Raw genomic sequence first — 26,184 nt, 5'->3', positions numbered from 1 at the left:
AAAGGCGGGCGGGGTGCAGGGCCACAAGCGCATACTCGGAAGCGACGCCGTCCGCCGGATGCTGTGCTGGCTGGGCGCCCAATACATCCGTTTCGTCCACGCGACCGGCCGGTGGTCGGTGGTGAGGGGCGACGTCCCCCAGGCCTTATGGGAACGGGGCGAGCCTTTCATCCTCTGCTTCTGGCATGGGCGGCTTCTGATGATGCCCTATTGCTGGAACCGCCGGGTGGCCATCCACATGCTGATTTCCCAGCACCGCGACGGCCAGATCATTGCGCGCACCGTCGGCCACTTCGGCATCCACGCCATCGCCGGATCGAGCAAGCGGGGCGGCGCCGGGGCCCTGCGGGCCATGCTCAAGGCCTTGCAGGCGGGCGAATGCGTCGGCATCACGCCGGACGGCCCGCGCGGCCCGCGCATGCGGGCCAGCGACGGCATTGTCTCGGTGGCCAGGCTGGCCGGCGTTCCCGTCGTTCCGGCGACCTTCGCGGTCGACCGGCGCAAGGTTCTGGGAAGCTGGGACCGCTTTGTCGTCGCCTGGCCGTTCGCCCGCGGCGTTCTGGTGTGGGGCGAGCCGATCACGGTCGAACGCGACGCCGACGATGCCGCAATCGAGGCGGCACGCGCCCGCGTCGAGACGGCGCTCAACGCCATTACGGCGGAAGCCGACGGCCTGGTCGGCGCCTCCCCCATCGAGCCGGCGCCGACGGGGACCGAAGAGGCGGCGCCATGATGCTTTCGCTCTACCGTTGGGCAACGACGCTGGGCGGGCCGGCCATCCGTTTCTATCTCGACCGGCGCATGGCGCGGGGCAAGGAAGATCCCGAGCGTTTCGGCGAGCGTCTGGGCCGGGCGGGGCGGCCGCGTCCTGCCGGGCCGGTGGTATGGATGCACGCAGCCAGCGTCGGCGAAGCGATTTCCGTGCTGCCGTTGATCGAGCGGGTGCGGGCAATGCGCCCGGACAGCGCAGTTCTGCTGACCACCGGTACCGTCACCTCGGCCCGACTGATGGCCAAGCGGCTGCCGGAAGGTGCGCTGCATCAGTTCGTACCCGTCGATCGCGTCGCCTACGTTCGCGCCTTTCTCGACCATTGGCAGCCGGACCTCGCCCTGTGGGCGGAATCGGAATTCTGGCCCAACCTGATCGGCGAGACCGCCAAGCGGGGGGTTCCCATCGTGCTGGTCAACGGCCGGGTGTCGGATCGCTCGTTCGTCCGCTGGCGGCGCCATCGCAAGACCATCGGGAAGATTCTGGGCGGCTTCAAGTTGTGCCTGGGCCAGTCGCAGATGGACGCCGAGCGGCTGGGCGAACTGGGGGCCCCCGCGGTGGCCGCTCCAGGCAATCTCAAGCTGGCGGCACCGCCACTGCCGGCCGATCCGGCGACGCTGGCCGATCTTAAGGCCCAGGTCGCCGGCCGCCCGGTGTGGGTGGCGGCCAGCACGCATGCCGGCGAAGAAGCGCTGTGTGGCCGCGTGCACCGGCAGTTGGCGCTGAGCCACCCCGGGCTTTTGACCCTCATCGTGCCGCGCCATCCCGATCGTGGGCCGGGCATCGCCCAGGAGCTCGCCGCCGAGGGGCTCGTCGTTGCCAGGCGCTCGGCCGGCGGCGCGATCACCGCCGCCACCGACGTCTACGTCGCCGACACCATCGGCGAACTGGGGCTGTTCTATCGGCTGGCCGGGGTCGCCTTCATCGGCAAGTCGTTGGTGCCCCTCGGCGGCCAGAACCCGCTGGAGGCGGCGTGCCTCGATTGCGCGGTGCTGTTCGGCCCGCACATGGGCAACTTCCGCGAGATCGCGGCCCGCTTGAAGGAAAGCGGCGGCGCCGAGGAGGTGGCCGACGAGGCGGCGCTGGTGGCCGTGCTGGGGCGGCTTTTGACTGACGGCGAGGCGCGGCGCGGCCAGGGGGCCGCCGCTTCGGCATTCGCCAAGGCCGAAGCCCGAGTGCTGGAGCGCATCGTCGGTGAGTTGGCGCCCTTCCTGGAGGGGCTGCCCGCAGGAAAGGATGGCCATGCGCGCGCCTGATTTCTGGTGGCAGCCGCAAGGCGGCATTGCGACTGCGTTGCTGGAGCCGGCGGCCCGGGCCTATCAGGCTATCGCGGCGCTCCGTGCTGGCACCGTGCGGCCATGGCGGGCCGGGGTGCCGGTGCTGTGCGTCGGCAACCTGGTGGTCGGCGGCGCCGGAAAGACACCGGTGGCCATTGATGTGGCGACCCGGCTGGCGGCACGCGGTGTCGCCCCGCATTTCCTGTCGCGGGGCTATGGCGGCCGCCTGGCCGGCCCGGTTCGGGTCGAACCCAACCGTCACGGCTATGCCGAGGTCGGCGACGAGCCGCTGCTGCTGGCCCGCCAGGCACCGACATGGGTCTCGTGCGACCGCGCGGCCGGGGCGCGGGCCGCCGTTGCCGCCGGGGCCGGGGCCATCGTCATGGACGACGGCTTCCAGAACCCGTCGGTAGCCAAGGACGTCTCCTTCGTCGTCGTCGACGGAAGGCGGGGCTTCGGCAACGGGCGCTGCCTGCCGGCCGGGCCGCTGCGCGAAAGCCTGGCCTCCGGGCTGGCCCGCGCCGACGCAGTGGTGTTGATGGGGGTGGACGAGAGCGGGGCCGCCCAGGCCATCGCGGCCGTCAGGCGTGCGCTGCCGATCCTGCGTGCCCGCGCCGTGCCCGGCCCGGAACTGGCCGAACTGGCTGGCAAGCCGGTGGTCGCCTTCGCCGGCATCGGCGATCCCGGGAAGTTCTTCGGCACGCTCAGGGCCGCCGGTTGCCGGATGCAGGGCGAGGTTGCCTTTGCCGACCATCACCCCTATTCGGCGGCCGATCTCGTGTCTCTTCGCGAGCGCGCCCGGGTGACGGCCGGCCTGCTGGTGACCACCGCCAAGGATGCAGCGCGCCTGCCCGCCGGGGCGGCGGCGGACGTTCGGGTCTTGACAATCGGGGTCGAATGGGAGGACGAGGCGGTTCTGGAAACATGTCTCGAACCGATGATAGCCAATTCCGCTCGATGACGCCCACCCTGATGCCCCTCATTCGCCGTTTCGTCGTCCATCCGATCGAGGCGTTCGGCACCTTCCTGGTCTATGCATTCTTCCGCGTTCTGCCGCTGGACGTGGCCTCCGCCATCGGTGGCTGGCTGGGTCGGACGGTGGGGCCTCGGCTGTCGCTGTCGGACCGCGCGGTGCGCAATCTTTCGCGTGTCTATCCTGACAAGCCGCAAGCCGAGATAGGCGCCATCGTGCGCGGCATGTGGGACAACCTGGGGCGGCTTGCCGCCGAGTTCCCCCACCTGGAGGAGTTCCGTTTATACGAGAAGGGCGGCCGCGTCGAGGTGATCGGCGTCGAGCACGTCGATCAACTGCGCGACGACGGGCTTCCCGGCATCTTCTTCTCGGCGCACATCGGCAACTGGGAAATCATCTCGCTGGGGGTCACGCAGCGCGGCATGCCGCTCGATCGCGTCTACCGGGCGGCCAACAACCGCTTGGTCGAATGGCTGTACCGGCAGGGCCGCTCGGCGGCGAAAGGCGCCCTGATTCCCAAAGGAATGGCGGGGGTGAGGATGCTCCTGAAGTCGCTGAAGGACGGCAATCACCTTGCCATCATGGTCGACCAGAAGATGAACAACGGCATTGCCGTCCCCTTCATGGGGCGTCCCGCCATGACCGCCCCGGCGCTGGCCGAATTGGCCCTCAGGTTCGGCTGTCCGGTGGTGCCGGGACGTGTCCGGCGGCTCAAGGGGGCACGTTTCCAGGTCGAGGTCCTGCCTCCACTTGATCTGCCCGACACCGGCGATCGCCATGCCGACATCCTGGCCACCATGACCCGGGTGAATGAGATCGTCGAGGCGTGGGTCAGGGAAACCCCCGAACAATGGCTGTGGCTGCACAACCGCTGGCCGGACTGACGGGCGTAAATGGCCATCCTTCGACACGGGCCCTTTGGGCCCTGCTCAGGATGAGGTCGAATATGTAACTTTCTCATCCTGAGCCGCGCCGCGTAAGCGGTGCGAGTCGAAGGATGCGTCAGCGCAAAAGAAAAACGGCCGGAGGGGCTCCGGCCGTTTTCCCTTGAAGGAATGAGAAGAACTTTTCCTCAGCCCTTGCCGCTCTGGGTGGCGGGAGGGGTTGGGGTCGGCTGTTCGATCGATACGGTCTTGCCGTGGCTGGACGAACATTCCGCGGCGGCGATGCCGGGAAGCGAGAACGCCGCCACGGCGGCCAATGGGAGAATCAGTTTCCGAAAGCTCAGCATGACATCACTCCCATGATATAAGAATGCATCTTATTATCATGGGGACCCGGCCGGGCCATTTCAAGCAAGCGGATTCCCCCTCATTGCCCGGCCAGGACGGGCGTTGCCAGCAGGGCGGGGTCGAGGCGCACCTCGAACAGGCTGACGCCCCAGTGCAGATGGGGACCGGTGGCCCGCCCGCTGGCGCCGACCGTGCCGATGGGGGCGCCCTTGGCGACGGTCTGGCCCGGGTGCACCGAAACGGTATCGAGGTGGGCATAGACCGAGGCGAGCCCGAAGCCGTGGTCGATCATCACCGTTTTGCCGGTGAAGAAGAGGTTGTTTTGGACCAGCGACACGGTGCCGTCGGCGGTCGCCATCACCGGGGCACCCTTCGGCGCGGCGATGTCGACGCCGCCGTGCGGGGCGCGCGGCTCTCCATTGAGGATACGCTGGCTGCCGTAGACGCCGGAAACGCGGCCGGCGACCGGCCAGACGAAGCCCGAGCGGAAGAAGGGAGTAGCCGAATCCCGGGCCTTGGCGGCGGCGACCAGGGCCGCCTCCTCGTTGATGCGCTTGAGGGTTTTCGGATCGGGGGTCACCTGCTCGGGGGGCAGGCCGTCGATGCGCTGCACCGGGAAGTCGCGGCGGGCCACGGCAAGGGTGCGGGCTTGGCGGGCGCCGGCCGCATCGATAATGGAAATCTCGACGCTGGCCGGCGCGTCGCGATCGAACCCCAGCAGGAATTCGCCATCCGCCGAGACGCGGACCGCCCGCCCGTTGACGGTGACGGACGATCCGGGATCGGCGTGGCCGATGGCGAGCCCGCCCTGGGCGAGGTTGCCGTCGAAGCGCACCTCGGCGGCGGCGGAAAGCCCGGGGACGGCCAGCAGGAGGGCGGCGGCGAAAAGAAAGGTGGGGCGGATCATAGAAGTTTTCTCTGGCGATCGTCGTTGGCGGCGGTGCTGCGCCGGGTCCTGGTGGCCGTCCGTCCCTGGCCGCCGGCCGGCGCCTTGCTGACGGTGACCCCGGCGGCGCCGTCATGCAGGCGCAGCGTCAGGTCCATGCCCGCCGAGAGCGCCGTCACCGAGGAAACCGCGGCTCCATCGGCGGTGAGGACCAGCGCGAAGCCGCGCTCCAGCACGCGGGCATAGGAGAAGCTTTCGAGCAGGGCGGTCGCGTGGGCGAGGCGGGTTTGGCGCTCGCGGGTGAAGGTGGCGGCAAGTCGTGCCAGGGTCTGGGCTTCGCGGGTCAGCCGCTGGCCGGCCACCGCGATCTCGCGCTGCGGGGAAGGGATGCGCGCCGCGACGTGCTCGAGGCGCGTGCGCCGCCGCTCTAGGCCGGCCCTGAGGCTGTTGCCCAGCCGCTCGGCCCAGTCGTCCAGGCGCTGCGAGGCGCTCTCCAGCACGCGGCGCAGGTTGGGAAGGCCGCGGGCCAGCCCTTCGAGGCGCTGCCGGCGATCGGCCAGCAGGCGGCCGACGGCGCCGATCAGGCGGGTGCCGTCGTCGCCCACCTGGGCCATCAGCTCCAGGCGCACGGGCACCGCCATCTCGGCCGCCGCCGTCGGAGTGGGGGCGCGCAGATCGGCGGCCAAGTCGATCAGCGTGAAGTCGGTCTCATGCCCCACCGCCGAGATTAGCGGAATGGCGCTTTCCGCCGCGACACGGGCGACGATTTCCTCGTTGAAGGCCCACAGGTCCTCCAGGCTGCCGCCGCCGCGCGCCACGATCAGCAAGTCGGGACGGGGCACCGGGCCGCCTTCGGGCAGCGCGTTGAAGCCGGCGATGGCGGCGGCGATCTCGGCCGCCGCGCCATCGCCCTGCACCCGCACCGGCCAGACGATGACGCGGCGCGGGAAGCGGTCGGCCAGGCGATGCAGAATGTCACGGATGACGGCGCCGGTCGGCGACGTGACGACGCCGATCACGGAAGGCAGGAAGGGCAGCGGCCGCTTGCGCGCCGGGTCGAACAAGCCCTCGGCGGCCAGCCGCCGCTTGCGATCCTCCAGCAGCTTCAGGAGTGCGCCCTCGCCGGCCAGCTCCAGGCCCTCGATGACGAGCTGGTACTTCGAGCGGCCGGGATAGGTGGTGAGCCGGCCCACCGCGATCACCTCCATGCCGTCCTCGGGACTGAGGCCGAGGCGGCCCGCCGTGCCCTTCCAGCACACCGCGTCGATCACCGCCTCGGCATCCTTGAGGCAGAGATAGAGATGCCCGGAAGTGGCCCGCTTGAAGCCCGAGATTTCGCCCCTCACGCGCACCCACGAGAAGGTTTCCTCAACCACCGTTTTCAGGGCCTGCGAAATCTCGCTCACCGTGAAAATCGGCAGGTTGTGGTCGGCCCCGGCGTCAGGTAGGGTTTCACTCATGGCGGCAGTATCCATGATCGCCGCCGAAGCGGCAATAACACCGAAACCGGAGGGACGGCCCATGAAAATCCTGGTGGTCGGCTCGGGTGGCCGCGAACATGCTTTGTGCTGGGCCATCGCCAAATCGCCACGCTGCGGGAAGCTTTACTGCGCGCCGGGCAACGCGGGCATCGCGGCGATCGCCAAGTGCGTCCCCTTGGATGCCATGGACATCGACGGCATCGTGCGTTTCGCCGCCGAGAACAAGATCAGCCTGGTGGTGGTCGGACCCGAAGGCCCCCTGGTGGCCGGACTGGTCGACCGCCTGGAAGCGGCCGGGATCAGGGCCTTCGGGCCGCGCGCCAACGCGGCCGCGTTGGAAGGCTCCAAGGGCTTCATGAAGGACCTGTGCGAGAAGTACGCCATCCCGACGGCGGAATTCCAGCGCTTCGACGAGCCGGCCGCGGCCAAGGAATACATCCGCCGCAAGGGGGCGCCGATCGTGGTCAAGGCCGACGGGCTGGCCGCCGGCAAGGGCGTCATCCTGTGCCGCAACGAGCTGGAAGCCTATGCGGCGGTCGACCACATCATGGTCGAGCGGGCCTTCGGCGGGGCCGGTGACGAGGTCATCGTCGAGGAATTCCTGACCGGCGAGGAGGCCAGCTTCTTCGCCCTGGTCGATGGCGTGCGCGCCGTGCCGTTGGTCTCCGCCCAGGACCACAAGGCGGCCTACGACGGCGACGAGGGGCCGAACACCGGGGGCATGGGCGCCTATTCGCCGGCCCCGGTGGTGACGGCGGCCATCGCCAAAACCGTCATGAACACCATCATCACGCCGACCATCGAAGGCATGGCGGCGGAAGGGTGCGCCTACAAGGGCGTGCTGTTCGCCGGGCTGATGATCGACAAGGGGGTCCCCAAGCTTCTCGAATACAACGTCCGCTTCGGCGATCCCGAATGCCAGCCACTGATGCTGCGCCTCAAGTCGGACCTGCTGGAGGCGCTGTTGGCCTGTGCGGATGGCAGCCTGGACAAGGTGACTCTCGACTGGCATTCCGATGCCGCCCTGACCGTGGTGATGGCGGCCAAGGGATACCCGGGGGTCTATGAAAAAGGCTCGGAAATCCGGGGGCTGGCGGCGGCCAATGCCGTGGAGGGCGTCACCGTCTTTCACGCCGGTACCAAGGCGGCCGACGACACCATCATCGCCAACGGCGGACGGGTGCTCAACGTCACCGCGCGGGGCAAGACGGTGGCCGAGGCCCAGAAGCGGGCCTACAAGGCGGTGGATGCGATCGACTGGCCGGACGGCTTCTGCCGGCGCGACATCGGCTGGCGCGCGCTCAAGCGCTGAGACCGCTCTTGCGTCTTCCGGTTCCGTGGCCGCACCCCATATGAGGGGCATCACCGCGAGGAGGAAGGCGATGGACGATAAGACCCGCACCGAGCTTGAGGCCGCCGCCTTTCGCGGCTTGGTCGCGCACTTAAGGAAGCGCACCGACGTTCAGAATATCGACCTGATGAACCTGGCCGGCTTCTGCCGCAATTGCCTGTCCAAATGGTACCGGGCGGCGGCCGAGGAGCGGGGGCTGGCCATGACCGAGGGCGAGGCGCGCGAGATCGTCTATGGCATGCCCTATGCCGAGTGGCAGGCCAAGCATCAGAAGGAAGCGACGGCCGATCAGAAGCGCCGCTTCGAGGAAACCAAGCCGTTGCACGCCGACATCAGCGGCCACCGCTGACCCTTCGACTCGGGCCCTGTGGGCCCGGCTCAGGGTGAGGTTCTCTATCGGTCCTCATTCTGAGCAGCCGGCGAAGCCGGCGTGTCGAAGGATGGTTTCAGTTGGTGGCGTAGCCGAGCGCCTCGGGCAGCCACAGCGCGATCCCCGGCACCATGATGACGAACACCATCGCCAGGGCCATCGAGGCGACGAACCAGATCGCCCAGCGGATCGAGGATTCCATGGTGACGCCGCCGATCTGGGTGCTGACCATCAGGTTGACGGCAACGGGGGGCGTGAACTGGCCGATGGCGATGTTCATGGCCATCAGGACGCCGAACCAAGTGGGGTTCCAGGCGAAGGTCTTCATCAGGGGGATAAGCAGCGGCAGGAAGATCAGGTAGATCGAGATGCCGTCCAACACCATGCCTGCCAGCAGCAGCACGACCATGACGATGGCCATGATGACGTAGCCGTTGTCCGATAGCGCGAACAGCGCCTTGGCCGCCATGTCGAAGGCGCCCAGCGTGCTGCCGGCCCAGGCGAAGATGCCGGCCAGCGAGACGATGATCATGATCACCGCCGAGGTCTTGGCGGCATCGGCCATGGTGGCGTAAATGTCCCGCCAGCCCATGGTGCGGTAAATGAAGACGCCGACGATGAGGCCGTAGAAGACGGCGACCACCGCCGCCTCGGTCGGGGTAAACAGCCCGCTACGCAGGCCGCCCAGGATGATGACCGGAGCCAGCAGGCCGGGCACGGCGCCCATGAAGCTGGGCCAGAAGTCCGGCCGGCTCTTTTCCTCGCGCGCCCCGAAGTCGTGGCGGCGCGACAGCCAGACGGTGGGCACGGCAATCGCCAGGCCGGCCAGCAGTCCCGGCACCAGGCCGGCCGCGAAGAGGGCACGCAGGTCCATCCCCGGTACCATGATCGAATAGATGATCAGCGCGATGGACGGCGGGATCAGGATGGCGGTCGAGGCCGAGGCGGCGATAACGCTGGCCGAGAAGGCGCGTGGATAGCCGGCCTTGGCCATGCTGGGGATCATCACGGTGGCGACGGCCGCGGCGTCGGCCGGCCCCGACCCCGACATGCCGCCCATCAGCATGCACACCAGCACGGCGACGACGGCGAGCCCACCGCGCCGCGGCCCGACGATGGCGCCGGCGAAGCGCACCAGCTTGGCCGCCACGCCCGAGCGCTCGAAGATCATGCCGGTCAGGATGAACAGCGGCACCGCGATCAGCGGATACTTGGCGATACCGTTGTAGGTGTTGGTGCCGATGGTGGCCAAGGCATAGGCGTCGAGCCCGGTCAGGATGCCGACGACGCCGGCCAGACCCAGGGCCACGGCGATGGGCGTGCCCAGACAGAGAAGGGCGGCGAAGGAGCCTAGCAGGGCCAGGTTGGCGGCGATCATGGCCGGTCCTTTCGCATCCGCACGGCCCGCTGGATGACGCGCAGGATGACGACGCCGGCCAGGATCGGCAGCCACACGCTGTAGATCCAGGTCGGGTAACCGAGGCCAGCCGAGGTTTCCTCGAATTCCCACTGATCGAAGGCGAACAGCGCCCCGAACCACAGGACGAGCGAGAAGACCAGCACCGTCGCCGCCAGCGACAGCAGGCCGGCGATCCGGCGCGCCTTCGGGCCCATGCGCTGAACAAAGAAGGTGATGCGGATGTGATCGTCGGTGGCAAATGCCAGCGCGGTACCGATCATCGTCATGAAGACCAGCAGGAAGACCGAGAACTCTTCGGTGAAGGCGAAGGAGATGTCGGTGGCATAACGCACGACGACATTGGCGATGCTGATGACGCAGATGATCGCCATGGCGGTGGCACCGAGGATCTCATCGATCTTGGGTGGGCGCGGACGGGCAGCCGGGCGATCCGGGCTGCCGGTATCTTGAAGGTCGGTCACGGGCTTCTCTTGGTTTCGGCAGCCGGTCCGGCCGCCGCCCCCGCGCGGGACGGCGGCCGGCCGACGGTCAGCGTTTGGCGACGGCCTGCTCGGCCAGCTTGACGAGGTCCTCGCCGATCTTCTTCGACCAGTCGGCGTAGACGCCGCGGGTGGCGTCTACGAAGGCCTTGCGCTCGGCCGCGGTCAGGGTGGTGATCTTGACGCCCGAGGCGATGGCTTCCTTGGCGGCGACGTCGTCACCCTCGCGCGAGGCGGCGATGCCGACCTTGCCGGCCTCGGCGGCGGCGTCCTTGAGGATCTTCTGGTCGGCGGCCGAGAATTCCTTCCAGACGCGCGGGTTAACCGCGAAGATCAGCGGATCGGCGACGTAGTCCCAGCGGGTCATGAACAACTGGCCGACGGTCTCGATCTTAGCGATTTTGAACACCGTGATCGGGTTTTCCTGGCCGTCCACCGCCTTGGTGGTCAGCGCCGGCTTGGCGTCGGCCCAGCTCATCTGGGTGGGGTTGGCGCCGAGCGCCGAGAAAATGTCGTTATAGAGCGGCGAGCCGACGACGCGGATCTTCAAGCCCTTGAGGTCGGCCGGCGTGCGGATCTCGTGCTTGGAATTGGTCACCTGGCGGAAGCCGTTCTCGGCCCAGCCGATGGGCTCGGCGCCCTTGTCGCGGATCGCCGCGAAAATCCTGTCGGCCACCGCGCCCCGGGTCAGCGCGTCGAGCGCCTTGGTGTCGGGCATCAGGAAAGGCAGCGAGAAGAGGTTGAGTTCCTTGACCTGCGGCGACCAGTTGATGGTCGAGCCCAGCGCCATGTCGATGATGCCCTGACGAAGGGCGGTGAATTCCTTGGTCTGGTCGCCCTGCACCAGTTGGCTGTTGGAGTAGATCTTGAGGTTGATGCGGCCCTGGGTGCGCTCCTTGACCAACTCGACCCACTTCTCGGCGGCGATGCCCCACGGGAACGGCGCCGGCAGCACCGTGGAGACGGTGTATTCCGGCTTGTAGTCGGCCGCCCACGCGGATGCCGCGACGGTGATGGCCGTTACGGTGACGGCGAGGGACTTCAGAATACGCATCGATCTTTCCTCCGGGTTGCGGGCGCGTTACTCGGCGGGCGGGCCTTCGACGTCGGGAGAGCCGGACGTCCGGGGGTCGCGTCCTTTTTCAAGTCTGTGGTTTTGTCCGACGCAGGGGAAAGAATCAATGCCTTTTCCGCCATATGGCGATAGAAAATTGCATTTTTTGCGCGAAAGGCATGGGTGGCCGCAACAAGTGCGGCCATGACGACAAAAAATAACCGTCCTGCCCGGACGGGTTCCGGGCATCCACGACTTCAACGGGCCGAGGACGCGCCGAGCCTAGGCCACCAGGCTTTGCTTGAGGAAGCCGACGGTCCTTTCCCAGGCCAGCTTGGCCGCCGCGGCGTCGTAGCGGGCGGTGTTGGTGTCGTTGTTGAAGGCGTGGTTGACGCCGTCATAGACGAACACCTGGTAATTGACACCGGCCTTCTTCAGCGCCTCCTCGTAGGCTGGGATGCCGGCGTTGATGCGCTCGTCCAGGCCGGCGTAGTGCAGCATCACCCGGGCCTTGATCTTGGCCGCGTCCGCGGCCGTGGGCTGGCTGCCGTAATAGGCGACGGCGGCGGCCAGCTCCGGCGAGCGCACGGCCATCATGTTGGCCATGGCGCCGCCCCAGCAGAAGCCGACGCAGCCGACCTTGCCCGCCGCCTCGGGGCGCTTGGCCATGTAAGGCACAGCGGCGACCAGGCCGGCGACGGTCTTCTCGCGGTCGAGCTTGCCGATCATGTCGCGCGCCGCATCCTCGTCGGCGGGGGTGCCGCCCACCGGGGACAGCATGTCGGGGGCGAGCGCCAGGAAGCCCTCGGCGGCCATGCGCCGGGCGACGTCCTGGATGTGCGGGTTGAGGCCGCGGTTCTCGTGGATGACGATGACCGCCCCCAGCTTCGTGCCGCTCTTCGGTTTGGCCAGGTAGCCGTTGATGGCCTGACCCGTGGCGTCCCAGGAGACCTTTTCCACCTCGATGCGCGGGTCGGTCTCGGCCACCATGGCGGCGTGGGCGTAGTTGTTCTCCAGCACGGGCAACAGCGCGGCGGCGGCGGCGCTGCTGCCGGCCAGCACCGACAGCCGCTCGAGGAAGACGCGGCGCGGCAGCGGCGCATGGGTGTATTCGTCGTAAAGCCGGATGATGTCCTGATTCATCGCATACCCCGTCCCAATCGTTTCCCAGAGCCTCGGCGACGGCGCGACGGCGCTGCCGCCCGGCCCAGAAGAGATGGGAGGGGGGCGGGAGCGATTCAGGACGCTCACGAAATCGTGACCGGGGATGCCGGCCGCAGGCGTTTCAGCGCAGTTCGCGGAAGAAGACCTGGAGCAGGTCGGCGCAGCGGGTTTCTTCGAGTCCGCCCACCACTTCCGGCCGATGATGACAGGTGGTCTGCTGAAAGATCCGGGGTCCATGCTCGACGCCGCCGCCCTTGGGGTCGTAGGCGCCGAAATAAAGGCGCCGGATGCGCGCGAACGACAGCGCCGCGGCGCACATCGGGCAGGGTTCCAGCGTCACGTACAAATCGCAGGCCACCAGGCGGGGACGGCCGAACAGGCGCGCGCCATCGCGGATCACTTCCATCTCGGCATGGGCCGTCGGGTCGCCGCGCTCCTCGACCCGGTTGCCGGCCACGGCGATGATGGCGCCCGACACCGAATCCACCAGCACGGCGCCCACAGGCACCTCGCCGCGCACGCCGGCGGCCTGGGCCTCGCGCAACGCATGTTCCATGTAGGGAGGTTTCGCCATCGGCCAAGCTTGCGGGCTTTGGCGGCGGCGGTCAAGAGAGGCGCTTGCCCGGGGCGGACGCGGGCCGTAGAGTGCCGGCCATGAAAAAACCCCTCATCGGCATCACGCTCGATAGCGAGCAACCTGGCGGCTATTCGAAGTTTCCGTGGTACGCGGCGCGCGAGAATTATTGCGGCGCCGTTGCCCGCGCCGGCGGCGTGCCGCTGCTGCTGCCCCACGAAACCGAACTTGCCGACCGCTATCTGGCGGCGATCGACGGGCTGATCATCACGGGCGGCAATTTCGATGTCGACCCGGCCCTGTTCGGGGCGGGCGATCGCCATCCGACCGTCCATACCAAGGATCGGCGTACCGCCTTCGAACTGGCGATGACGCGGGGCGCGCTCACGCAAGATCTGCCGATTCTAGGCATCTGCGGCGGCCAGCAGCTTTTGCACGTGGCGCTGGGCGGCACCCTGATCCAGCATATCCCCGACACCATCAAGGGCGCGTTGGCCCACGAGCAGGCGAACCCGCGCAACGAGCCCGGCCACACGGTGGCGATCAAGGCGGGCAGCCGGCTGCGCCAGATCGTCGGCGCCGACAGCCTGGCGGTCAACAGCGCGCATCATCAGGCGGCCGCGGACGAGCCGGCCGGCATTGTGGTCAATGCGGTGGCGCCCGACGGTGTCATCGAGGGCATCGAGGCGCCGGGGCGGCGTTTTTGTTTCGGCGTGCAGTGGCACCCCGAATTCGCCATCAGCGAGGGCGACGTGAAACTCATCGCCGCCTTCGTCGCGGCGGCCAGCGAGGGCGGGAAGCCATGAGCGAGGAAAAGGCCGAACGTATCGCCAAGGTGCTGGCCCGGGCCGGCGTCTGCTCGCGCCGCGAGGCCGAGCGCTGGATCGCCGATGGGCGCGTCGCGGTCAACGGCAACGTGCTGGCCACCCCGGCCGTCACGGTGACGGGCGCCGACACCATCATGGTCGACGGCAAGCCGCTGCCGAAGGCCGACGTCACCCGGCTGTGGCGCTATCACAAGCCGACGGGCTTGGTGACCAGCCATTCCGATCCGCAGGGCCGGCCGACCATCTTCGCCGCGCTGCCGACCTCCATCGGCCGGGTCATCTCGGTCGGCAGGCTCGACCTCAACTCGGAGGGCCTGCTGCTTCTCACCAACGACGGCGAGTTGGCCCGCCGCCTGGAACTTCCGGCCACCGGCTGGACGCGGCGCTACCGGGTACGGGTCCACGGCAAGGTCGACGAGGCGCAACTGGCGGCGCTGGAAAAGGGCGTCACCATCAGCGGCATCCGCTACGAGCCGATCCAGGCCCATCTGGACAAGGTCCAGGGCTCCAACGCCTGGCTGACGGTCGGCCTGCGCGAAGGCAAGAACCGCGAGATCCGCAAGATCATGGAGTACCTGGGCCTGGCGGTGACGCGGCTGATACGCACCACCTACGGCCCCTTCCAACTGGGCAAGCTGGAACCCGGCGAGGCCTACGAGGTGCCGGCCAAGGTGCTGCGCGAGCAGTTGGGTGTCGGGGTCGAGCACCTTGATCTGCGCGCCTCGCAAGGGGTGCGGCGGCGCAAGGAGACATCGAAATGAGGATTGTCGGCGGCGAGTTCAGGGGACGGCGCCTGACGGTGCCCGAGGGCAAGGACATCCGCCCGACTTCGGACCGGGCGCGCGAGGCGGTGTTCAACATCCTGGTCCACGGGCTCGCCGTCGAGTGGGAGGCGCTGAGCGTGCTCGACGTCTTCGCCGGCACCGGGGCGGTCGGGCTGGAGGCGCTTTCCAGGGGTGCCGCGCACGCCACCTTCATCGACAACAACGGGGCGGCGATCCATTGCATCCGCGAGAACGCCGGGCTGGTCGGCGCAGCCAGCACCATCACCGTGCTCAAGCTCGACGCCACCCGCCTGCCGCCGCCGCCCTTGGTGGCGGAAGCTCCGTGCGGGCTGGCCTTCCTCGACCCGCCCTACGGTTCCGGCCTGGTGGCGCCGACGCTGGCCAGCCTGGCGGCGCGCGGCTGGATTGGCCCGGGGGCGATTTGCGTGGTCGAGATGGGAGCCAAGGAGGCCTTCAAGGCGCCGGACGGCTTCGAGACCCTGGATGACCGCCGCTACGGCGCGGCGCGCGTGGTGTTCCTGGAAAAGGGCTGATAGATCCTCAGCCGGCGGCCATTCCCGCCGTTGCCACGACCCGAAAGCGCACGTCATAACGCCGATGGATCTCGGGCCGCGGCGCGATATCCCACAGCCATTCCCGGGTCGGCAGGCCTATTTTGAGGCCACGGAGCGGATCAAAGGTCTGGACGGTGTCGGGGCCGTCGCAAAGGCGGTGCTCGACCTCCGTGATCAGGCAGACCCGGCCGGCCAAGCGGGCCAGGGACTGCAGATGCTGGCGCATCAGCGCGCGCCCGAAGGCGTCGATGCCGTCGGGCGATATCACCTTCCGCCGGCGCAGCCAGCGGCAGGGCAGGTAGGGCAGCTGGGTCAGCAAATTGGCCGACACCACGAAGTCGGCGTCGCCTTCCGGCAGGTCCAGCGAAGGCGGTGTGCCGGAGGGGTCGGCAAGCCGGGCGATCACGCCGCTGACATCGGCCTCGACAAGCCGAACGTTAGGGAAGCGGGCGGCGGCGCGACGGGCCGAGCGCATGTGCAGGACGTCGACGAGCGCCACCTCCTCGAATGTTGCCGCCAGTTCGGCCAACGGCACGTCGAGCAGCAGGCCGGATCCGAGGACGGTGGCCTTGCGGTGGTCGGCAACGGATCGGGCGGCTTCGAGGATCGCCTGGCGGCAGTTCTCGAGATGCGGGGCCCAGGCCGAGCGGCATCGGCGGAAGCGGGACTGGGTGCCAATGACTTGCCCCAGATAGCCCAGGCGGCGTAGCGGCCGGGGGCATGGGGTGGTCAGGAAGGTGAGGCATTCGGCAAGCATGGCGCCGCCTTGTGTGGGGTCGTCAAAAAAGACGTGGATGCCCGGACCAAGTCCGGGCATGACGGAAAGGAGAAACCCTCATCATGGCCGGACTTGTTCCGGCCATCCACGACTTTCTGCTTTTTTACCGCCGGCCGAACAGTTTTTCGATGTCGGCGATCTTGAGCTCGACGTAGGTCGGGCGGCCGTGGCTGCACTGGCCGGAATGGGGGGTGCGCTCCATCTCGCGCAGCAGCGCGTTCATCTCGGCCCCGTTGAGCGACCGCCCGGCCCGGATGCTGCCGTGGCAGGCCATGGTGGCGCACACCTCGGCCAGCCGGTCCTTCAAGGACAGCGTTTCCTCCATCTCGGCCAACTCGGCGGCGAGGTCGCGGATCAGGCCCTGGATGTCGACCTCGCCCAGCAGCGCAGGCGTCTCGCGCACCACCAGGGCGCCCGGTCCGAAGCCGTCGATGACGAGGCCCAGTTCGGCCAGTTCGTCGGCGCGGGCCAGCAGCCGGCCGGCGGCGGCCTCGTCCAGCTCCACCACCTCGGGGATCAACAGGCCCTGGCGGGCGACGCCGGCTCCGGCTAAAGCCTTCATGATGCGCTCGTGGACCAGTCGCTCGTGGGCGGCGTGCTGATCGACGATGACGATGCCGTCGGCGGTCTGCGAGACGATGTAGGTGGCATGCAACTGGCCGCGCGCCACCCCCAGCGGATAATCCTCGGCTAGGTTGCCTGCGGGGGCGGTCTCGCCGGCCGGGCGGGCGGCGGGCGGGGCGTCAAGCTCGGGCAGCGGCGCATGGTAAGTGGCGGCGCGTTCGGAGAGGCCGCGCGGCGGCGCCGACGGGCGGAAGGCGTAGGACAGGGAGGAGCCCCCCTGCGGCCGGGCGGCGCCCAGTGCGGCGGTCGCCACCGTAGTGGCGGCGCGATGCCCGGCCGCGGCCAGGGCGTGCTTCAGGGCCCCGACGATGAGGCCGCGCACCAGGCCGGAATCGCGGAAGCGCACCTCGGTTTTGGCCGGATGGACGTTGACGTCGACGGCCTCGGGCGGCACCTCCAGGAAGAGGGCGAGAAGCGGGTGGCGGTCGGAAACCAGGAAGTCGCGATAGGCGCCGCGCACGGCACCAAAGAACAGCTTGTCCCGGACCGGCCGGCCGTTGACGAACAGGAATTGCATCGTCGCGGTGGAACGGTTGAGCGTCGGCAGCCCGACGTGGCCGGAGAGCTGGATCCCTTCGCGCTCGGCCTCGACGGGCAGCGCGTTCTCGGCGAAGTCGCGGCCCATGATGGCGCCCAGGCGTCCGAGGCGGCTGGCGAACAGATCCCCCGTCTCGGCGGCGAGGTTCAGCGCCCGGCGGCTGCCGTCGGAAAGCGAGAAGCCGATTTCGGGGTGAGCCATGGCCAGGCGCTGGAGCGTTTCCAGCACGTGGCCGAATTCGGTGCGCTCCACTTTCAAGAACTTGAGGCGGGCCGGGGTGGCGAAGAAGAGGTCGCGCACCTCGATGCGGGTGCCTGGCGGTTGCGCGGCCGGGCGGGGGCCGTCTTTGCTGCCGCCCTCGACGACGAGCGTCCAGGCAGAATCGGCGCCGCGCGGCCGGCTGGTCAGGGTGAGGCGGCTGACGGCGCCGATGGAGGGTAAGGCCTCGCCCCGAAAGCCCAGGGTGGCGATGTGGGTGAGGTCGTCGTCGGGGAGCTTGGAGGTGGCGTGGCGCTCGACCGCGAGGGCCAGTTCGTCGGGACCCATGCCGCAGCCGTCGTCGGCGACCGAGAGAAACGTGCGGCCGCCGTCGCGCACCACGACGTCGATCTGGCGAGCCCCGGCGTCGATGCTGTTCTCGACCAGCTCCTTGACCACCGAGGCGGGCCTTTCCACCACCTCGCCGGCGGCGATGCGGTTGACAAGGTTCTCGGGCAACAGACGGATGGGCATGGCGAATGCGAACTTTCCTGGTTCAGTCCTATTTTTTCTTTTTCTTATCCTTCTTTTTCTTGCCCTTTTCCTTCTCGTCCTCGCGCTGGCAGGGCTTGGTCATGCAGCAGGCGTCGCCCTCGGAGCACGCCTTGTCACGTTTTTTGAGCTTTGCCATCGCGCATCCCCTTGAAGGTATTGATCAGCCCGTTGGTCGAGGCGTCGTGGGTGGTGGCCGGGGCCGCGCCCTCGAGTTCGGGCAGGATGGCCTTGGCCAGCTGCTTGCCCAGTTCCACCCCCCACTGGTCGAAGGAATTGATCCGCCAGACGATGCCCTGCACGAAGACCTTGTGTTCGTAAAGGGCGATCAACATACCCAGCGTGAAGGGGTCGAGCTGGCGCACCAGGACGGAATTGGTCGGCCGGTTGCCGGAAAAGATCTTGTGCGACAGGACCTTTTTCAAGGCCTCGCCCGACATCCCAGCGGCTTCCAGCTCGGCCTTGGCCTCGTCCTCGGTCTTGCCCATCATCAGCGCCTCGGTCTGGGCGAAGAAGTTGGAGAGGAAGATGGCGTGATGCCCGTCCACCGGATTGTGGCTGAGCGCCGGCGCGATGAAATCGGCCGGCACCAGGCGGGTGCCCTGGTGGATCAGCTGGTAGAAGGCGTGCTGGCCGTTGGTGCCGGGTTCGCCGAAAATCACCGGGCCGCTGGCGTACCCGAGGGCTTTGCCATCGCGGTCCACCGACTTGCCGTTGCTTTCCATGTCGAGCTGCTGGAGGTAGGCGGGCAGCCGGCGCAGATACTGGTCGTAGGGCAGCACGGCGTGGGTCTCGGCGCCGAAGAAATTGGCGTACCAGACACCGAGCAGGCCCAGGACGACCGGCATGTTGGCGGCCAAGGGCGCCGTGCGGAAGTGCTCGTCCATGGCGTGGGCGCCGGTCAGCATTTCCTCGAAGCGGTCCATGCCGACGGCCAAGGCGATGGGCAGTCCGATGGCCGACCACAGTGAATAGCGGCCGCCTACCCAGTCCCAGAACTGGAACATGTTGGCGGTGTCGATGCCGAAGGCGGCGACCGCCTTGGCGTTGGTGGAAAGGGCCACAAAGTGCTTGGCCACCGCGCTCTCGCTCAGGCTGGTGGTCAGCCAGTCGCGCGCCGTCATCGCGTTGGTCAGCGTCTCCTGGGTGGTGAAGGTTTTGGACGCGACGATGAAAAGCGTGGTCGCCGGATCGAGCGGCTTCAGGGTTTCGACGATGTGGGTGCCGTCGACGTTGGAGACGAAATGAAAGCGCATGCCGGCCGGGTGATAGGGCGTCAGCGCCTCGGTCGCCATGGCGGGGCCGAGGTCGGAGCCGCCGATGCCGATGTTCACGATGTCGCTGATCGGCCGACCGCCGGCGCCCTTCCAGTCTCCTCTGCGCACCGCCTCGGTGAAGGCGCGCATTTGCGCCCTGACGGCGGTGATCTTGGGCATGACGTTCTCGCCGTCGACGACGAACGCCTGGTCGGCGGGCGCGCGCAGCGCCACGTGCAGCACGGCGCGCCCCTCGGTGAAGTTGATGGCGTCGCCCTTGAACATGCGCTCCCGCCAGCCCTCGACGTCGGCGGCCCGTGCGAGATCCAAAAGCAGGCGCAGGGTTTCTTCGGTCACCCGGTTCTTGGAATAGTCGAGCAGCAGGTCGCCCAGGCGCAGCGAGAACTTGGCGAAGCGCTGGGGATCGGCGGCGAACATCTCGCGCATAGAAGAGGACGCCGTCTGGCGATGATGGGCGGCAAGGGCCTGCCATTCGGGGGTGCGGGTAAGGGATGCCATGTCCTGACCTCGACGAACGTGGAACCGACCGGGGCAGACTAGCAGAGCAGGGGCGGCGGCAAGCGTGATTTTTTAAGGCGGGGGATTTTCCCGGCACGGCGGCTGTTAGTTCCTCCAGCAGCGCCCAAGGATTTGCGACTGCGACGCGTTTTTTATTTTTCAGCGGAGGGATTGAATGAACATCACGATCAAGAGCCTGGTTCTGGCGAGCGTCGGCCTGATGGCCGTTTCCGGCCCGGCGGCGGCCGATTCAGCCATGGAAATGGCCGGCGGTGCCGGCAAGATCCTGGTCAACGAGAAGAACATGACGCTCTACACCTTCGACAAGGACACCGCCGGCGTATCCGCCTGCTATGACGCCTGCGCGACGAACTGGCCGCCGCTGATGGCCGCCTCGGGCGTCATGCCCAGCGGCAAGTTCTCGGTCGTCGCCCGCAAGGATGGCGCCATGCAATGGGCCTACGAAGGCAAGCCGCTCTATCTGTGGGTCAAGGATGCCAAGGCCGGCGACACGACCGGCGACGGCGTCAACGGCGTGTGGCACGTCGCGAAGCCGTAAACGAGCGATGACGCCGTAGGCCCGGGCGAAACCCCCATTGCCCGGGCCGCTCACCCCCGCCCCGGCCCTCCCCCACCTGCCTTCGCCGAAGCGAAGCCGCTTCGGCTTCGCGCAGGCAGGTCGAGGGGGAGGGGGAAGAAGGTGGAGCCGGCGGCACTTCCCTTCCCCCTTTGTGGGGGAGGATAGGGAGGGGCGCGCGGCCGATTGTCAGGCCTGGCGGCGGAGGAAGCGCCGGACGCGTCCGCCCCTCGCCATCTCGACGGGCGCGGGGACGGGGGCAACCGCCTGGACCGCGTCGAGGTCGAGGCGGTGCAGGTTGGCGAGGAACTGTTGGGCCGAGGCCTCCCACGAAAAGGTGAGCGCGTGGGCCCGGCAGGTCTCCGGCGCGACGGCGAGCGCGCGCTCGACCGCCGTGGCGAGATCCCAGTCCAGGCAGCCGGCCCCCGAGCCGTCGATCACGTCGAGCGGGCCTTCCACCGGATAGGCGGCCACCGGCACGCCCGAGGCCAGGGCCTCCAGCAGCACCAATCCGAAGGTGTCGGTACGGCTGGGGAAGACGAAAACGTCGGCGGCGGCATAGTGGCGGGCCAGATCGTCGCCGGTGCGCGCGCCCAGGAAGCGCACCTCGGGGTAGCGCTTGCGCAATTGCGCCTGCTGCGGGCCGTCGCCGATTACCACCTTGGTTCCCGGCAGATCGAGGGCGAGGAAGGCCTCGATGTTCTTTTCCACGGCGACGCGCCCGACATAGAGCGCGATCGGCCGCGGGTAGGGGAGGAAACGCTTGGAGCGCGGCTTAAACAGGGCGGTGTCGACGCCGCGCGACCAGCGCTTGAGATTGGCGAACCCGCGTCCGCGCAGCACCGCCTCCATGGCCGGGGTGGCCACCATGACGCCGCTGGAGGGCGCGTGGAACCAGCGCACAAAGCGGTAGGTGAGCGCCAGCGGTATCCGCCAGCGGGCCTGGATGTATTCGGGAAAGCGGGTGTGATAGGCGGTGGTGAATTCATAGCCGCGCCTGAGGCAGTGGCGGCGGGCGGCCAGGCCCAGCGGGCCTTCGGTGGCGATGTGGATGGCGCTCGGCTGGAAATCGTCGAGCATGCGAGCCAGCTTGCGCCTGGCGCCGACGGCTAGGCGGATCTCGGGGTAGGAGGGGCAGGGAAGGGTGCGGAAATCCTGCGGCGTGATGAGGTAGACCCGGTGGTCCAGCCTTTCCAGTTCGCCCCTCAGCGTATCGAGGGTGCGGACGACGCCATTGATCTGGGGGAACCAGGCGTCGGTGACGATGAGGATTCGCATGCGGTGCTTCCGATGAGGGCGCTTCCGTGGAGATCGGCCCAGCGCAGGATTTCCAGGCGGCCGTCGGCGTGTTCGACCAGGGCCGTGCAGCTTTCGACCCAGTCGCCGTCGTTGCAGTAGAGGATGCCGTCCACCGTGCGCATCTCGGCGGTGTGGACGTGGCCGCACACCACACCGTCGGCGCCCCGCCGTCGCGCCTCGGCAACGACGGCGGCCTCGAAGCGGCTGACGTATTCGACCGCCTTCTTGACCTTGTGCTTGAGGTAGGCCGACAGCGACCAGTATCGGAACCCCAGCTTGCGCCGGACCCAGTTGACGGCGGTGTTGACGGAAAGCGCCGCCTGGTAGGCCCGATCGCCGGCGAAGGCCAGCCAGCGGGCGTGGCGCACCACCCCGTCGAACTGGTCGCCGTGCAGGACCAGCAGGCGGCGGCCGTCGGCGGTGACGTGGATGGCTTGGTTCTGGATGACGACGCGCCCGAAGCGGCGGAAGGCGAAGTCGCGGAAATTCTCGTCGTGATTGCCGGGGATGTAGACGATGCGGGTTCCCTTACGGGCCTTGCGCAATAATTTCTGGATGACGTCGTTGTGGGTCTGGTGCCAGTACCAGGTACGCCTCAGGCGCCAGCCATCGAGGATGTCGCCCACCAGGTAGAGGAAGTCGGAGTCGGTCTGCTTCAGGAAATCGAGAAGAAGCTCGGCATTGCAGCCGCGGGTACCCAGATGGATATCCGAAATCCAGATGGCGCGGTAGCGCCGGGGCAGGGGTCGGATGGCGTTCAACGAGACTCCAATTCAACTCGATTGCAGAGGGTTAATATCTTGTTGTTGATCCTAGTAAATGGCCTTGTTTTTGTATATAACCCCGCCCTACATTTAAAGGCTGCGTAATATAAGTGAAACATATTGGTAATAATGGCTGTCATTAATCTGACATGAGCGCGGGAAAGACATCGGCGGCGGGCCGCAAGGTGCTCGTCATCTTCAACCCGACCGCCGGCCGACGGCGCCGGCGCAAACTGGCGGCGGTGCTCCGGCATCTGGAACGGGCCGACTGCCAGGCCACCGTGCGTCCCACCAATGCTCCGGGCGATGCCGAGGCCCTGGCCGGCGAGGCTGCCTCCGAAGGTTGGGACGTGATCGCTGTGGCGGGTGGCGACGGCACCATCAACGAGGCGGTCAACGGCCTCTACGGCCGGGGCGTGCCGCTGGCGGTGATCCCGCTGGGCACCGCCAACGTGGTGGCGGCGGAGCTCTGCATGCCGGGCGACCCCGAAGCCATTGCCGGAGTGATCGCCGGGGCGCCCGTCCAGGACATCCACCTGGGGCAGGCCAACGGAAGGCTCTTCGTCATGATGGCCGGGGTCGGCTTCGACGCCGGGGTGGTCGAGGCGATGCCGGCCGGCGTCAAGCGGGTCCTCGGCCGGGGCGCCTATGTGCTGATGTTCCTGGCCGGGCTGTTCAAGTTCTCGCGCAGCCGCTACCGGGTGATCGTCGACGGCGAGGCCCATGGGGCGGCCTCGGCGGTCATTGCCAACGGCCATCTCTACGCCGGGAGGCACACCTGCGCGCCGCTGGCCCGCCTCGGCGAGCCGCTGCTCTACGTCTGCCTGTTCCTGAGGCCCGGGCCGCTGCGCGCGCTGCGCTATGGGCTATGGCTGGTGCTGGGCCGGCTGGAGCGGCTGGACGACGTGCTGATCCTGCCCGGCCGGCAGGTGACCATCGAGGGTCCGGAAGGCGATCCGGTGCAGGGTGACGGCGACATCATCGCCCGCGTGCCGCTGACGGCCGGGCTGGCGGAAAAGACCCTGCCGGTGATCGCGCCGCAGGGAGAATGACGGCGGCTCACCCCCGCCCCGGCCCTCCCCCATCGAGGGGGAGGGGGAAGAAAGTGAGGCGGCGCGGCGCTTCCCTCCCCCCTTGTGGGGGAGGGCAGGGAGGGGGGGCCGGGGGGGCCCCCTATCTTCCCGCCAGCGCCATGGCGTCGATGCGCACGGTGGGGGCGTCGGTGCCGAAGCGGAATTCGAGGTCGTCGGCGGCGCTCATGCGGGCGAACATGTCTTTCAGGTTGCCGGCGATGGTGATCTCGCTGACCGGATAGGCCAACTCGCCATTCTCGATCCAGAAGCCGGCGGCGCCGCGGCTGTAGTCGCCGGTGACGCCGTTGACCCCCATGCCGATCAGCTCGGTGACGTAGAGGCCGGACGTGATGTCGGCCATCAGCCCGGCGGGAGATTGGCGGCCGGGGGCGAGGTAGAAGTTGGTCGGGGACGGCGACGGCGGCGAGGACGGGCCGCGGGTGGCGTGGCCGGTGGTTTGCGTGCCCAACTGGCGGGACGAGCGCAGATCGAGGATCCAGGTGGTCAGGCGGCCGTCCTCGATGACGTTGCGCCGTATCGTCGCCACCCCCTCGGCGTCGAAGGGTTTGGAGCGCAGGCCGCGCCGGCGCAGGGGGTCGTCGACGATGGTGATGCCGTCGGCGAAGACCTTCTCGTCCATCCTGTCCTTGAGGAACGAGGTGCCGCGCGCCACCGTGGCGCCGTTGATGGCGCCGGCCAGGTGGCCGAGCAGGCTGGCCGACACGCGGGGATCGAAGACCACCGAGACCTCGGCCGAGGCGGCGCGGCGGGGGTTGAGACGGCGCACCGTCCGCTCGCCGGCCGAGCGGCCGATATCGGCTGCCGCGCGCAGGTCGGAAAGATGCACTGCGCTCGAATAATCGTAGTCGCGCTCCATGGCCGTGCCCTCGCCGGCCACCACCGCCGCCGACAGGCTGAAGCCGGAGCGCTTATAAGCCCGGGCCATGCCGTTGGAGGCGGCGAGCGCCACCGAGGCCAGGCTCCAGCCGGCCTGGGCGCCCTCGGAATTGGTGACGCCGGGGACCGCCACGGCGGCCTCCTCGGCCTCGGCGGTCAGCGCGAACAGCGCCTCGGCGTCGGGCTCGGCGGCGTCGCACATGTCGAGATCGGGCACGTCGCCGGCCAGCAGCCCGGGCTCGGCCAGTCCGCAGTAGGGGTCCTCGGGGACCGAGCGGGCCATGGCGACGGCGCGTGCCGGCAGCTCGGCCAGGCCCGCGTCCGAAAGGTCGGAGGAGGAAACGATGGCCTGCCGGCGGCCGATGAAGACGCGCAGGCCGACGTCGGCTTCTTCCGAGCGCTCCAGGTGCTCGGGTTTCCCGAGCCGGCGCGCCACCGAGAGGGAGGTGCCGGAGATCAGCACGGCGTCGGCGGCGTCGGCCCCGGCGGCGCGGGCTTTGCCGATGAGGTCTTGAAGCCGGTCCAAGAACTGCTCGGGTTGGGTCATGGCCTCGTGGTCCTTCCTTTGGTCTGGCGCCGGGCGCGCCGTCGCCGCCCATTCTAGAATGCTTTTTCCCGTCATGGCCACTTGCTGCGGCCGCTTTTCTAGCCGTTCCGCGCCGCCTGGCAGGCAAGCGCCAGGTCCTCGCAGAGGTCGGCGGGATCTTCCAGGCCGACCGACAGGCGCAGCAGGCCGTCGCCAATGCCCATGCGGGCACGCTCCTCCGCCCCGATGCGCTCGTGGGTGGTGGTGGCGGGGTGGGTGATCAGGCTCTTGGCGTCGCCCAGGTTGTTGGAGATGTCAATGAGGTTGAGCGCGTTCATGAAGCGGAAGGAGCCCTCGCGCCGGCCCTTGACGTCGAAGGCGACCATGGTGCCGCCACCTGGCATCTGGCGCTGGGCGAGGTCGTGCTGCGGGTGGTCGGCGCGGCCCGGGTAGAGGACGCGCGCAATGCAATCCTGGCCGGTCAGGAAGTCGGCGACCACGCGGGCGTTCTCGGCCTGACGACGGACCCGGAGGTCCAAGGTTTCCAGTCCCTTGATCAGGAGCCAGGCGTTGAACGGGCTCAAGGCCGGGCCGGTGTGGCGCAGGAACGGGAAGATCTGCTCTTCGATCAGCGCCTCGTCGTTGGCGAGGATGGCGCCGCCGAGGCTTCGGCCCTGGCCGTCGATGTGCTTGGTGGTCGAATAGACGACGAGGTCGGCGCCGAGCTGCAAGGGTTTTTGGAGGATCGGCGTGGCGAAGACGTTGTCGACGACGACACGGGCGCCGGCGGCGTGGGCCAGCGTCGAGATGGCGGCGAGATCGACAACTTCGAGCGTCGGGTTGGAGGGGGTTTCGAGGAACACTGCGTTGGCCGGACGGCTGAGCGCGGTTTTCCATTGTTCGAGGTCGGTGCCGTCGACGAATTCGGTCTGGATGCCGTAACGCGGCAACAGGTCGGCCACGATGTAATAGCAAGAACCGAAGAGGGCGCGGGCCGCCACCACCCGGTCGCCGGCCTTCAAGGGGGCGAGCAGGGCGGCGAAGACGGCAGCCATGCCGCTGGCGGTGCCGTGGCAGAACCTGGCGCCCTCGACGAGCGCCAGGCGGCTCTCGAAGGTGGTGAGCGTCGGATTGGCGTAGCGCGAATAGATGTAGCGCTTGATGTCGCCCTTGAAGGTCTGCTCGGCTTCCTCGGCCGTCTGATAGACGTAGCCCGAGGTCATGAACAGCGCCTCGCTGGTTTCCGAAAAGGCCGTGCGGGAAAGCCCGCCGCGCACCAATCGTGTGGCCTCGCGCCACCGGCCCTGTCCGCCCTTGTCCCTGGTCATTTCCCCCTGTCCTCTTCCATCGGCCCGGCCATAAAAAAACCCCGATCCGCCGGGGTCAG

27 protein-coding genes are annotated in these 26,184 nt (G+C 68.3%); 11 read left to right on the top strand and 16 right to left on the bottom strand.

Features of this window, described 5'->3' with window-relative positions:
• The first annotated feature begins 13 nt into the window (after positions 1-13).
• Genes ODR01_RS14625 through ODR01_RS14610 form a run of 4 tightly spaced genes read left to right on the top strand, consistent with a single transcriptional unit; the run spans position 14 to position 3,903 of the window.
• Positions 14-733 (top strand): lysophospholipid acyltransferase family protein, encoded by a 720-nt coding sequence (locus ODR01_RS14625; RefSeq protein ID WP_316978416.1) that lies wholly within the window; start codon positions 14-16, stop codon positions 731-733.
• Positions 730-2,025: a 3-deoxy-D-manno-octulosonic acid transferase gene (locus tag ODR01_RS14620; protein ID WP_316978415.1), complete on the top strand. Its 1,296-nt coding sequence runs from the start codon at positions 730-732 to the stop codon at positions 2,023-2,025. The genes ODR01_RS14625 and ODR01_RS14620 overlap by 4 nt, the downstream gene beginning before the upstream one ends.
• A complete protein-coding gene (lpxK, locus tag ODR01_RS14615; RefSeq protein ID WP_316978414.1) occupies positions 2,012-3,007 on the top strand; it encodes a tetraacyldisaccharide 4'-kinase in 996 nt (331 codons plus the stop codon). Before ODR01_RS14620 ends, lpxK begins: the two co-directional genes overlap by 14 nt.
• A complete protein-coding gene (locus tag ODR01_RS14610; RefSeq protein ID WP_316978413.1) occupies positions 2,971-3,903 on the top strand; it encodes a lysophospholipid acyltransferase family protein in 933 nt (310 codons plus the stop codon). Before lpxK ends, ODR01_RS14610 begins: the two co-directional genes overlap by 37 nt.
• A gap of 188 nt (positions 3,904-4,091) precedes the next feature.
• On the opposite strand, the gene ODR01_RS14605 is transcribed toward ODR01_RS14610, so the two are convergent.
• The 3 genes from ODR01_RS14605 to xseA form a co-directional block, all read right to left on the bottom strand.
• Positions 4,092-4,250, bottom strand: coding sequence for a hypothetical protein (locus tag ODR01_RS14605; protein WP_316978412.1), 159 nt, complete (start codon positions 4,248-4,250; stop codon positions 4,092-4,094).
• A gap of 80 nt (positions 4,251-4,330) precedes the next feature.
• Positions 4,331-5,158: a M23 family metallopeptidase gene (locus ODR01_RS14600; protein WP_316978411.1), complete on the bottom strand. Its 828-nt coding sequence runs from the start codon at positions 5,156-5,158 to the stop codon at positions 4,331-4,333.
• Complete coding sequence (gene xseA, locus ODR01_RS14595; protein WP_316978410.1) at positions 5,155-6,597, bottom strand: exodeoxyribonuclease VII large subunit; 1,443 nt, start codon at positions 6,595-6,597, stop codon at positions 5,155-5,157. The genes ODR01_RS14600 and xseA overlap by 4 nt, the downstream gene beginning before the upstream one ends.
• Before the next feature lie 61 nt (positions 6,598-6,658).
• Here xseA and purD point away from each other — a divergent pair, with 61 nt between their 5' ends.
• Both purD and ODR01_RS14585 read left to right on the top strand, forming a co-directional pair.
• A complete protein-coding gene (gene purD, locus ODR01_RS14590; RefSeq protein ID WP_316978409.1) occupies positions 6,659-7,930 on the top strand; it encodes a phosphoribosylamine--glycine ligase in 1,272 nt (423 codons plus the stop codon).
• A 70-nt stretch (positions 7,931-8,000) separates the two neighbouring features.
• The gene (locus tag ODR01_RS14585) at positions 8,001-8,318 is read left to right on the top strand and encodes a DUF1244 domain-containing protein (RefSeq protein ID WP_316978408.1); all 318 of its coding nucleotides are present in this window, start codon (positions 8,001-8,003) and stop codon (positions 8,316-8,318) included.
• Positions 8,319-8,415: 97 nt separating this feature from the next.
• Here ODR01_RS14585 and ODR01_RS14580 read toward each other — a convergent pair whose 3' ends face one another.
• The 5 genes from ODR01_RS14580 to ODR01_RS14560 all read right to left on the bottom strand — a co-directional run bounded on the left by ODR01_RS14580 (position 8,416) and on the right by ODR01_RS14560 (position 13,030).
• Entirely contained in the window at positions 8,416-9,717 is a 1,302-nt protein-coding gene (locus ODR01_RS14580) for a TRAP transporter large permease (protein WP_316978407.1), read from the bottom strand.
• Positions 9,714-10,220 (bottom strand): TRAP transporter small permease, encoded by a 507-nt coding sequence (locus ODR01_RS14575; RefSeq protein WP_316978406.1) that lies wholly within the window; start codon positions 10,218-10,220, stop codon positions 9,714-9,716. The genes ODR01_RS14580 and ODR01_RS14575 overlap by 4 nt, the downstream gene beginning before the upstream one ends.
• A gap of 67 nt (positions 10,221-10,287) precedes the next feature.
• Positions 10,288-11,292: a TRAP transporter substrate-binding protein DctP gene (dctP, locus tag ODR01_RS14570; protein WP_316978405.1), complete on the bottom strand. Its 1,005-nt coding sequence runs from the start codon at positions 11,290-11,292 to the stop codon at positions 10,288-10,290.
• A 282-nt stretch (positions 11,293-11,574) separates the two neighbouring features.
• Complete coding sequence (locus ODR01_RS14565) at positions 11,575-12,435, bottom strand: dienelactone hydrolase family protein (protein ID WP_316978404.1); 861 nt, start codon at positions 12,433-12,435, stop codon at positions 11,575-11,577.
• Between the two features lie 142 nt (positions 12,436-12,577).
• Entirely contained in the window at positions 12,578-13,030 is a 453-nt protein-coding gene (locus tag ODR01_RS14560) for a nucleoside deaminase (protein WP_316978403.1), read from the bottom strand.
• Positions 13,031-13,110: 80 nt separating this feature from the next.
• On the opposite strand from ODR01_RS14560, the gene ODR01_RS14555 reads away from it, so the two are divergent.
• The 3 genes from ODR01_RS14555 to rsmD are packed head-to-tail and all read left to right on the top strand — an operon-like array spanning position 13,111 to position 15,175.
• A complete protein-coding gene (locus ODR01_RS14555; RefSeq protein WP_316978402.1) occupies positions 13,111-13,836 on the top strand; it encodes a gamma-glutamyl-gamma-aminobutyrate hydrolase family protein in 726 nt (241 codons plus the stop codon).
• The gene (locus tag ODR01_RS14550) at positions 13,833-14,618 is read left to right on the top strand and encodes a pseudouridine synthase (RefSeq protein ID WP_316978401.1); all 786 of its coding nucleotides are present in this window, start codon (positions 13,833-13,835) and stop codon (positions 14,616-14,618) included. Before ODR01_RS14555 ends, ODR01_RS14550 begins: the two co-directional genes overlap by 4 nt.
• Positions 14,615-15,175, top strand: coding sequence for a 16S rRNA (guanine(966)-N(2))-methyltransferase RsmD (gene rsmD, locus ODR01_RS14545; RefSeq protein WP_316978400.1), 561 nt, complete (start codon positions 14,615-14,617; stop codon positions 15,173-15,175). Before ODR01_RS14550 ends, rsmD begins: the two co-directional genes overlap by 4 nt.
• 7 nt (positions 15,176-15,182) lie before the next feature.
• Here the strand turns inward: rsmD and ODR01_RS14540 are convergent, their stop codons facing one another.
• The 4 genes from ODR01_RS14540 to pgi form a co-directional block, all read right to left on the bottom strand.
• The gene (locus ODR01_RS14540) at positions 15,183-15,953 is read right to left on the bottom strand and encodes a hypothetical protein (protein ID WP_316978399.1); all 771 of its coding nucleotides are present in this window, start codon (positions 15,951-15,953) and stop codon (positions 15,183-15,185) included.
• Positions 15,954-16,077: 124 nt separating this feature from the next.
• Positions 16,078-17,868 (bottom strand): DNA mismatch repair endonuclease MutL, encoded by a 1,791-nt coding sequence (mutL, locus tag ODR01_RS14535; protein WP_316978398.1) that lies wholly within the window; start codon positions 17,866-17,868, stop codon positions 16,078-16,080.
• Between the two features lie 28 nt (positions 17,869-17,896).
• Positions 17,897-18,025: a hypothetical protein gene (locus ODR01_RS14530; protein ID WP_316978397.1), complete on the bottom strand. Its 129-nt coding sequence runs from the start codon at positions 18,023-18,025 to the stop codon at positions 17,897-17,899.
• Positions 18,003-19,661 carry a glucose-6-phosphate isomerase gene (pgi, locus tag ODR01_RS14525; protein WP_316978396.1) on the bottom strand — a complete coding sequence of 553 codons (1,659 nt, stop codon included), beginning with the start codon at positions 19,659-19,661 and terminating at the stop codon, positions 18,003-18,005. The genes ODR01_RS14530 and pgi overlap by 23 nt, the downstream gene beginning before the upstream one ends.
• Positions 19,662-19,836: 175 nt before the next feature.
• Here pgi and ODR01_RS14520 point away from each other — a divergent pair, with 175 nt between their 5' ends.
• Positions 19,837-20,220 (top strand): COG4315 family predicted lipoprotein, encoded by a 384-nt coding sequence (locus tag ODR01_RS14520; RefSeq protein WP_316978395.1) that lies wholly within the window; start codon positions 19,837-19,839, stop codon positions 20,218-20,220.
• Positions 20,221-20,427: 207 nt separating this feature from the next.
• Here ODR01_RS14520 and ODR01_RS14515 read toward each other — a convergent pair whose 3' ends face one another.
• Positions 20,428-21,516 (bottom strand): glycosyltransferase family 4 protein, encoded by a 1,089-nt coding sequence (locus ODR01_RS14515; protein ID WP_316978394.1) that lies wholly within the window; start codon positions 21,514-21,516, stop codon positions 20,428-20,430.
• Entirely contained in the window at positions 21,444-22,298 is an 855-nt protein-coding gene (locus ODR01_RS14510; RefSeq protein WP_316978393.1) for a UDP-2,3-diacylglucosamine diphosphatase, read from the bottom strand. Before ODR01_RS14510 ends, ODR01_RS14515 begins: the two co-directional genes overlap by 73 nt.
• A gap of 152 nt (positions 22,299-22,450) precedes the next feature.
• On the opposite strand from ODR01_RS14510, the gene ODR01_RS14505 reads away from it, so the two are divergent.
• Positions 22,451-23,353 carry a diacylglycerol/lipid kinase family protein gene (locus ODR01_RS14505; protein ID WP_316978392.1) on the top strand — a complete coding sequence of 301 codons (903 nt, stop codon included), beginning with the start codon at positions 22,451-22,453 and terminating at the stop codon, positions 23,351-23,353.
• Between the two features lie 121 nt (positions 23,354-23,474).
• Here the strand turns inward: ODR01_RS14505 and ODR01_RS14500 are convergent, their stop codons facing one another.
• The gene (locus tag ODR01_RS14500) at positions 23,475-24,818 is read right to left on the bottom strand and encodes a TldD/PmbA family protein (RefSeq protein WP_316978391.1); all 1,344 of its coding nucleotides are present in this window, start codon (positions 24,816-24,818) and stop codon (positions 23,475-23,477) included.
• Between the two features lie 98 nt (positions 24,819-24,916).
• Complete coding sequence (gene metZ / locus ODR01_RS14495) at positions 24,917-26,125, bottom strand: O-succinylhomoserine sulfhydrylase (protein ID WP_316978390.1); 1,209 nt, start codon at positions 26,123-26,125, stop codon at positions 24,917-24,919.
• Between the last annotated feature and the right edge of the window lie 59 nt (positions 26,126-26,184).

It is taken from the genome of Shumkonia mesophila (assembly GCF_026163695.1).
Taxonomy (GTDB): domain Bacteria; phylum Pseudomonadota; class Alphaproteobacteria; order Rhodospirillales; family Shumkoniaceae; genus Shumkonia; species Shumkonia mesophila.
This window is presented reverse-complemented; position numbering and strand designations above follow the sequence as displayed.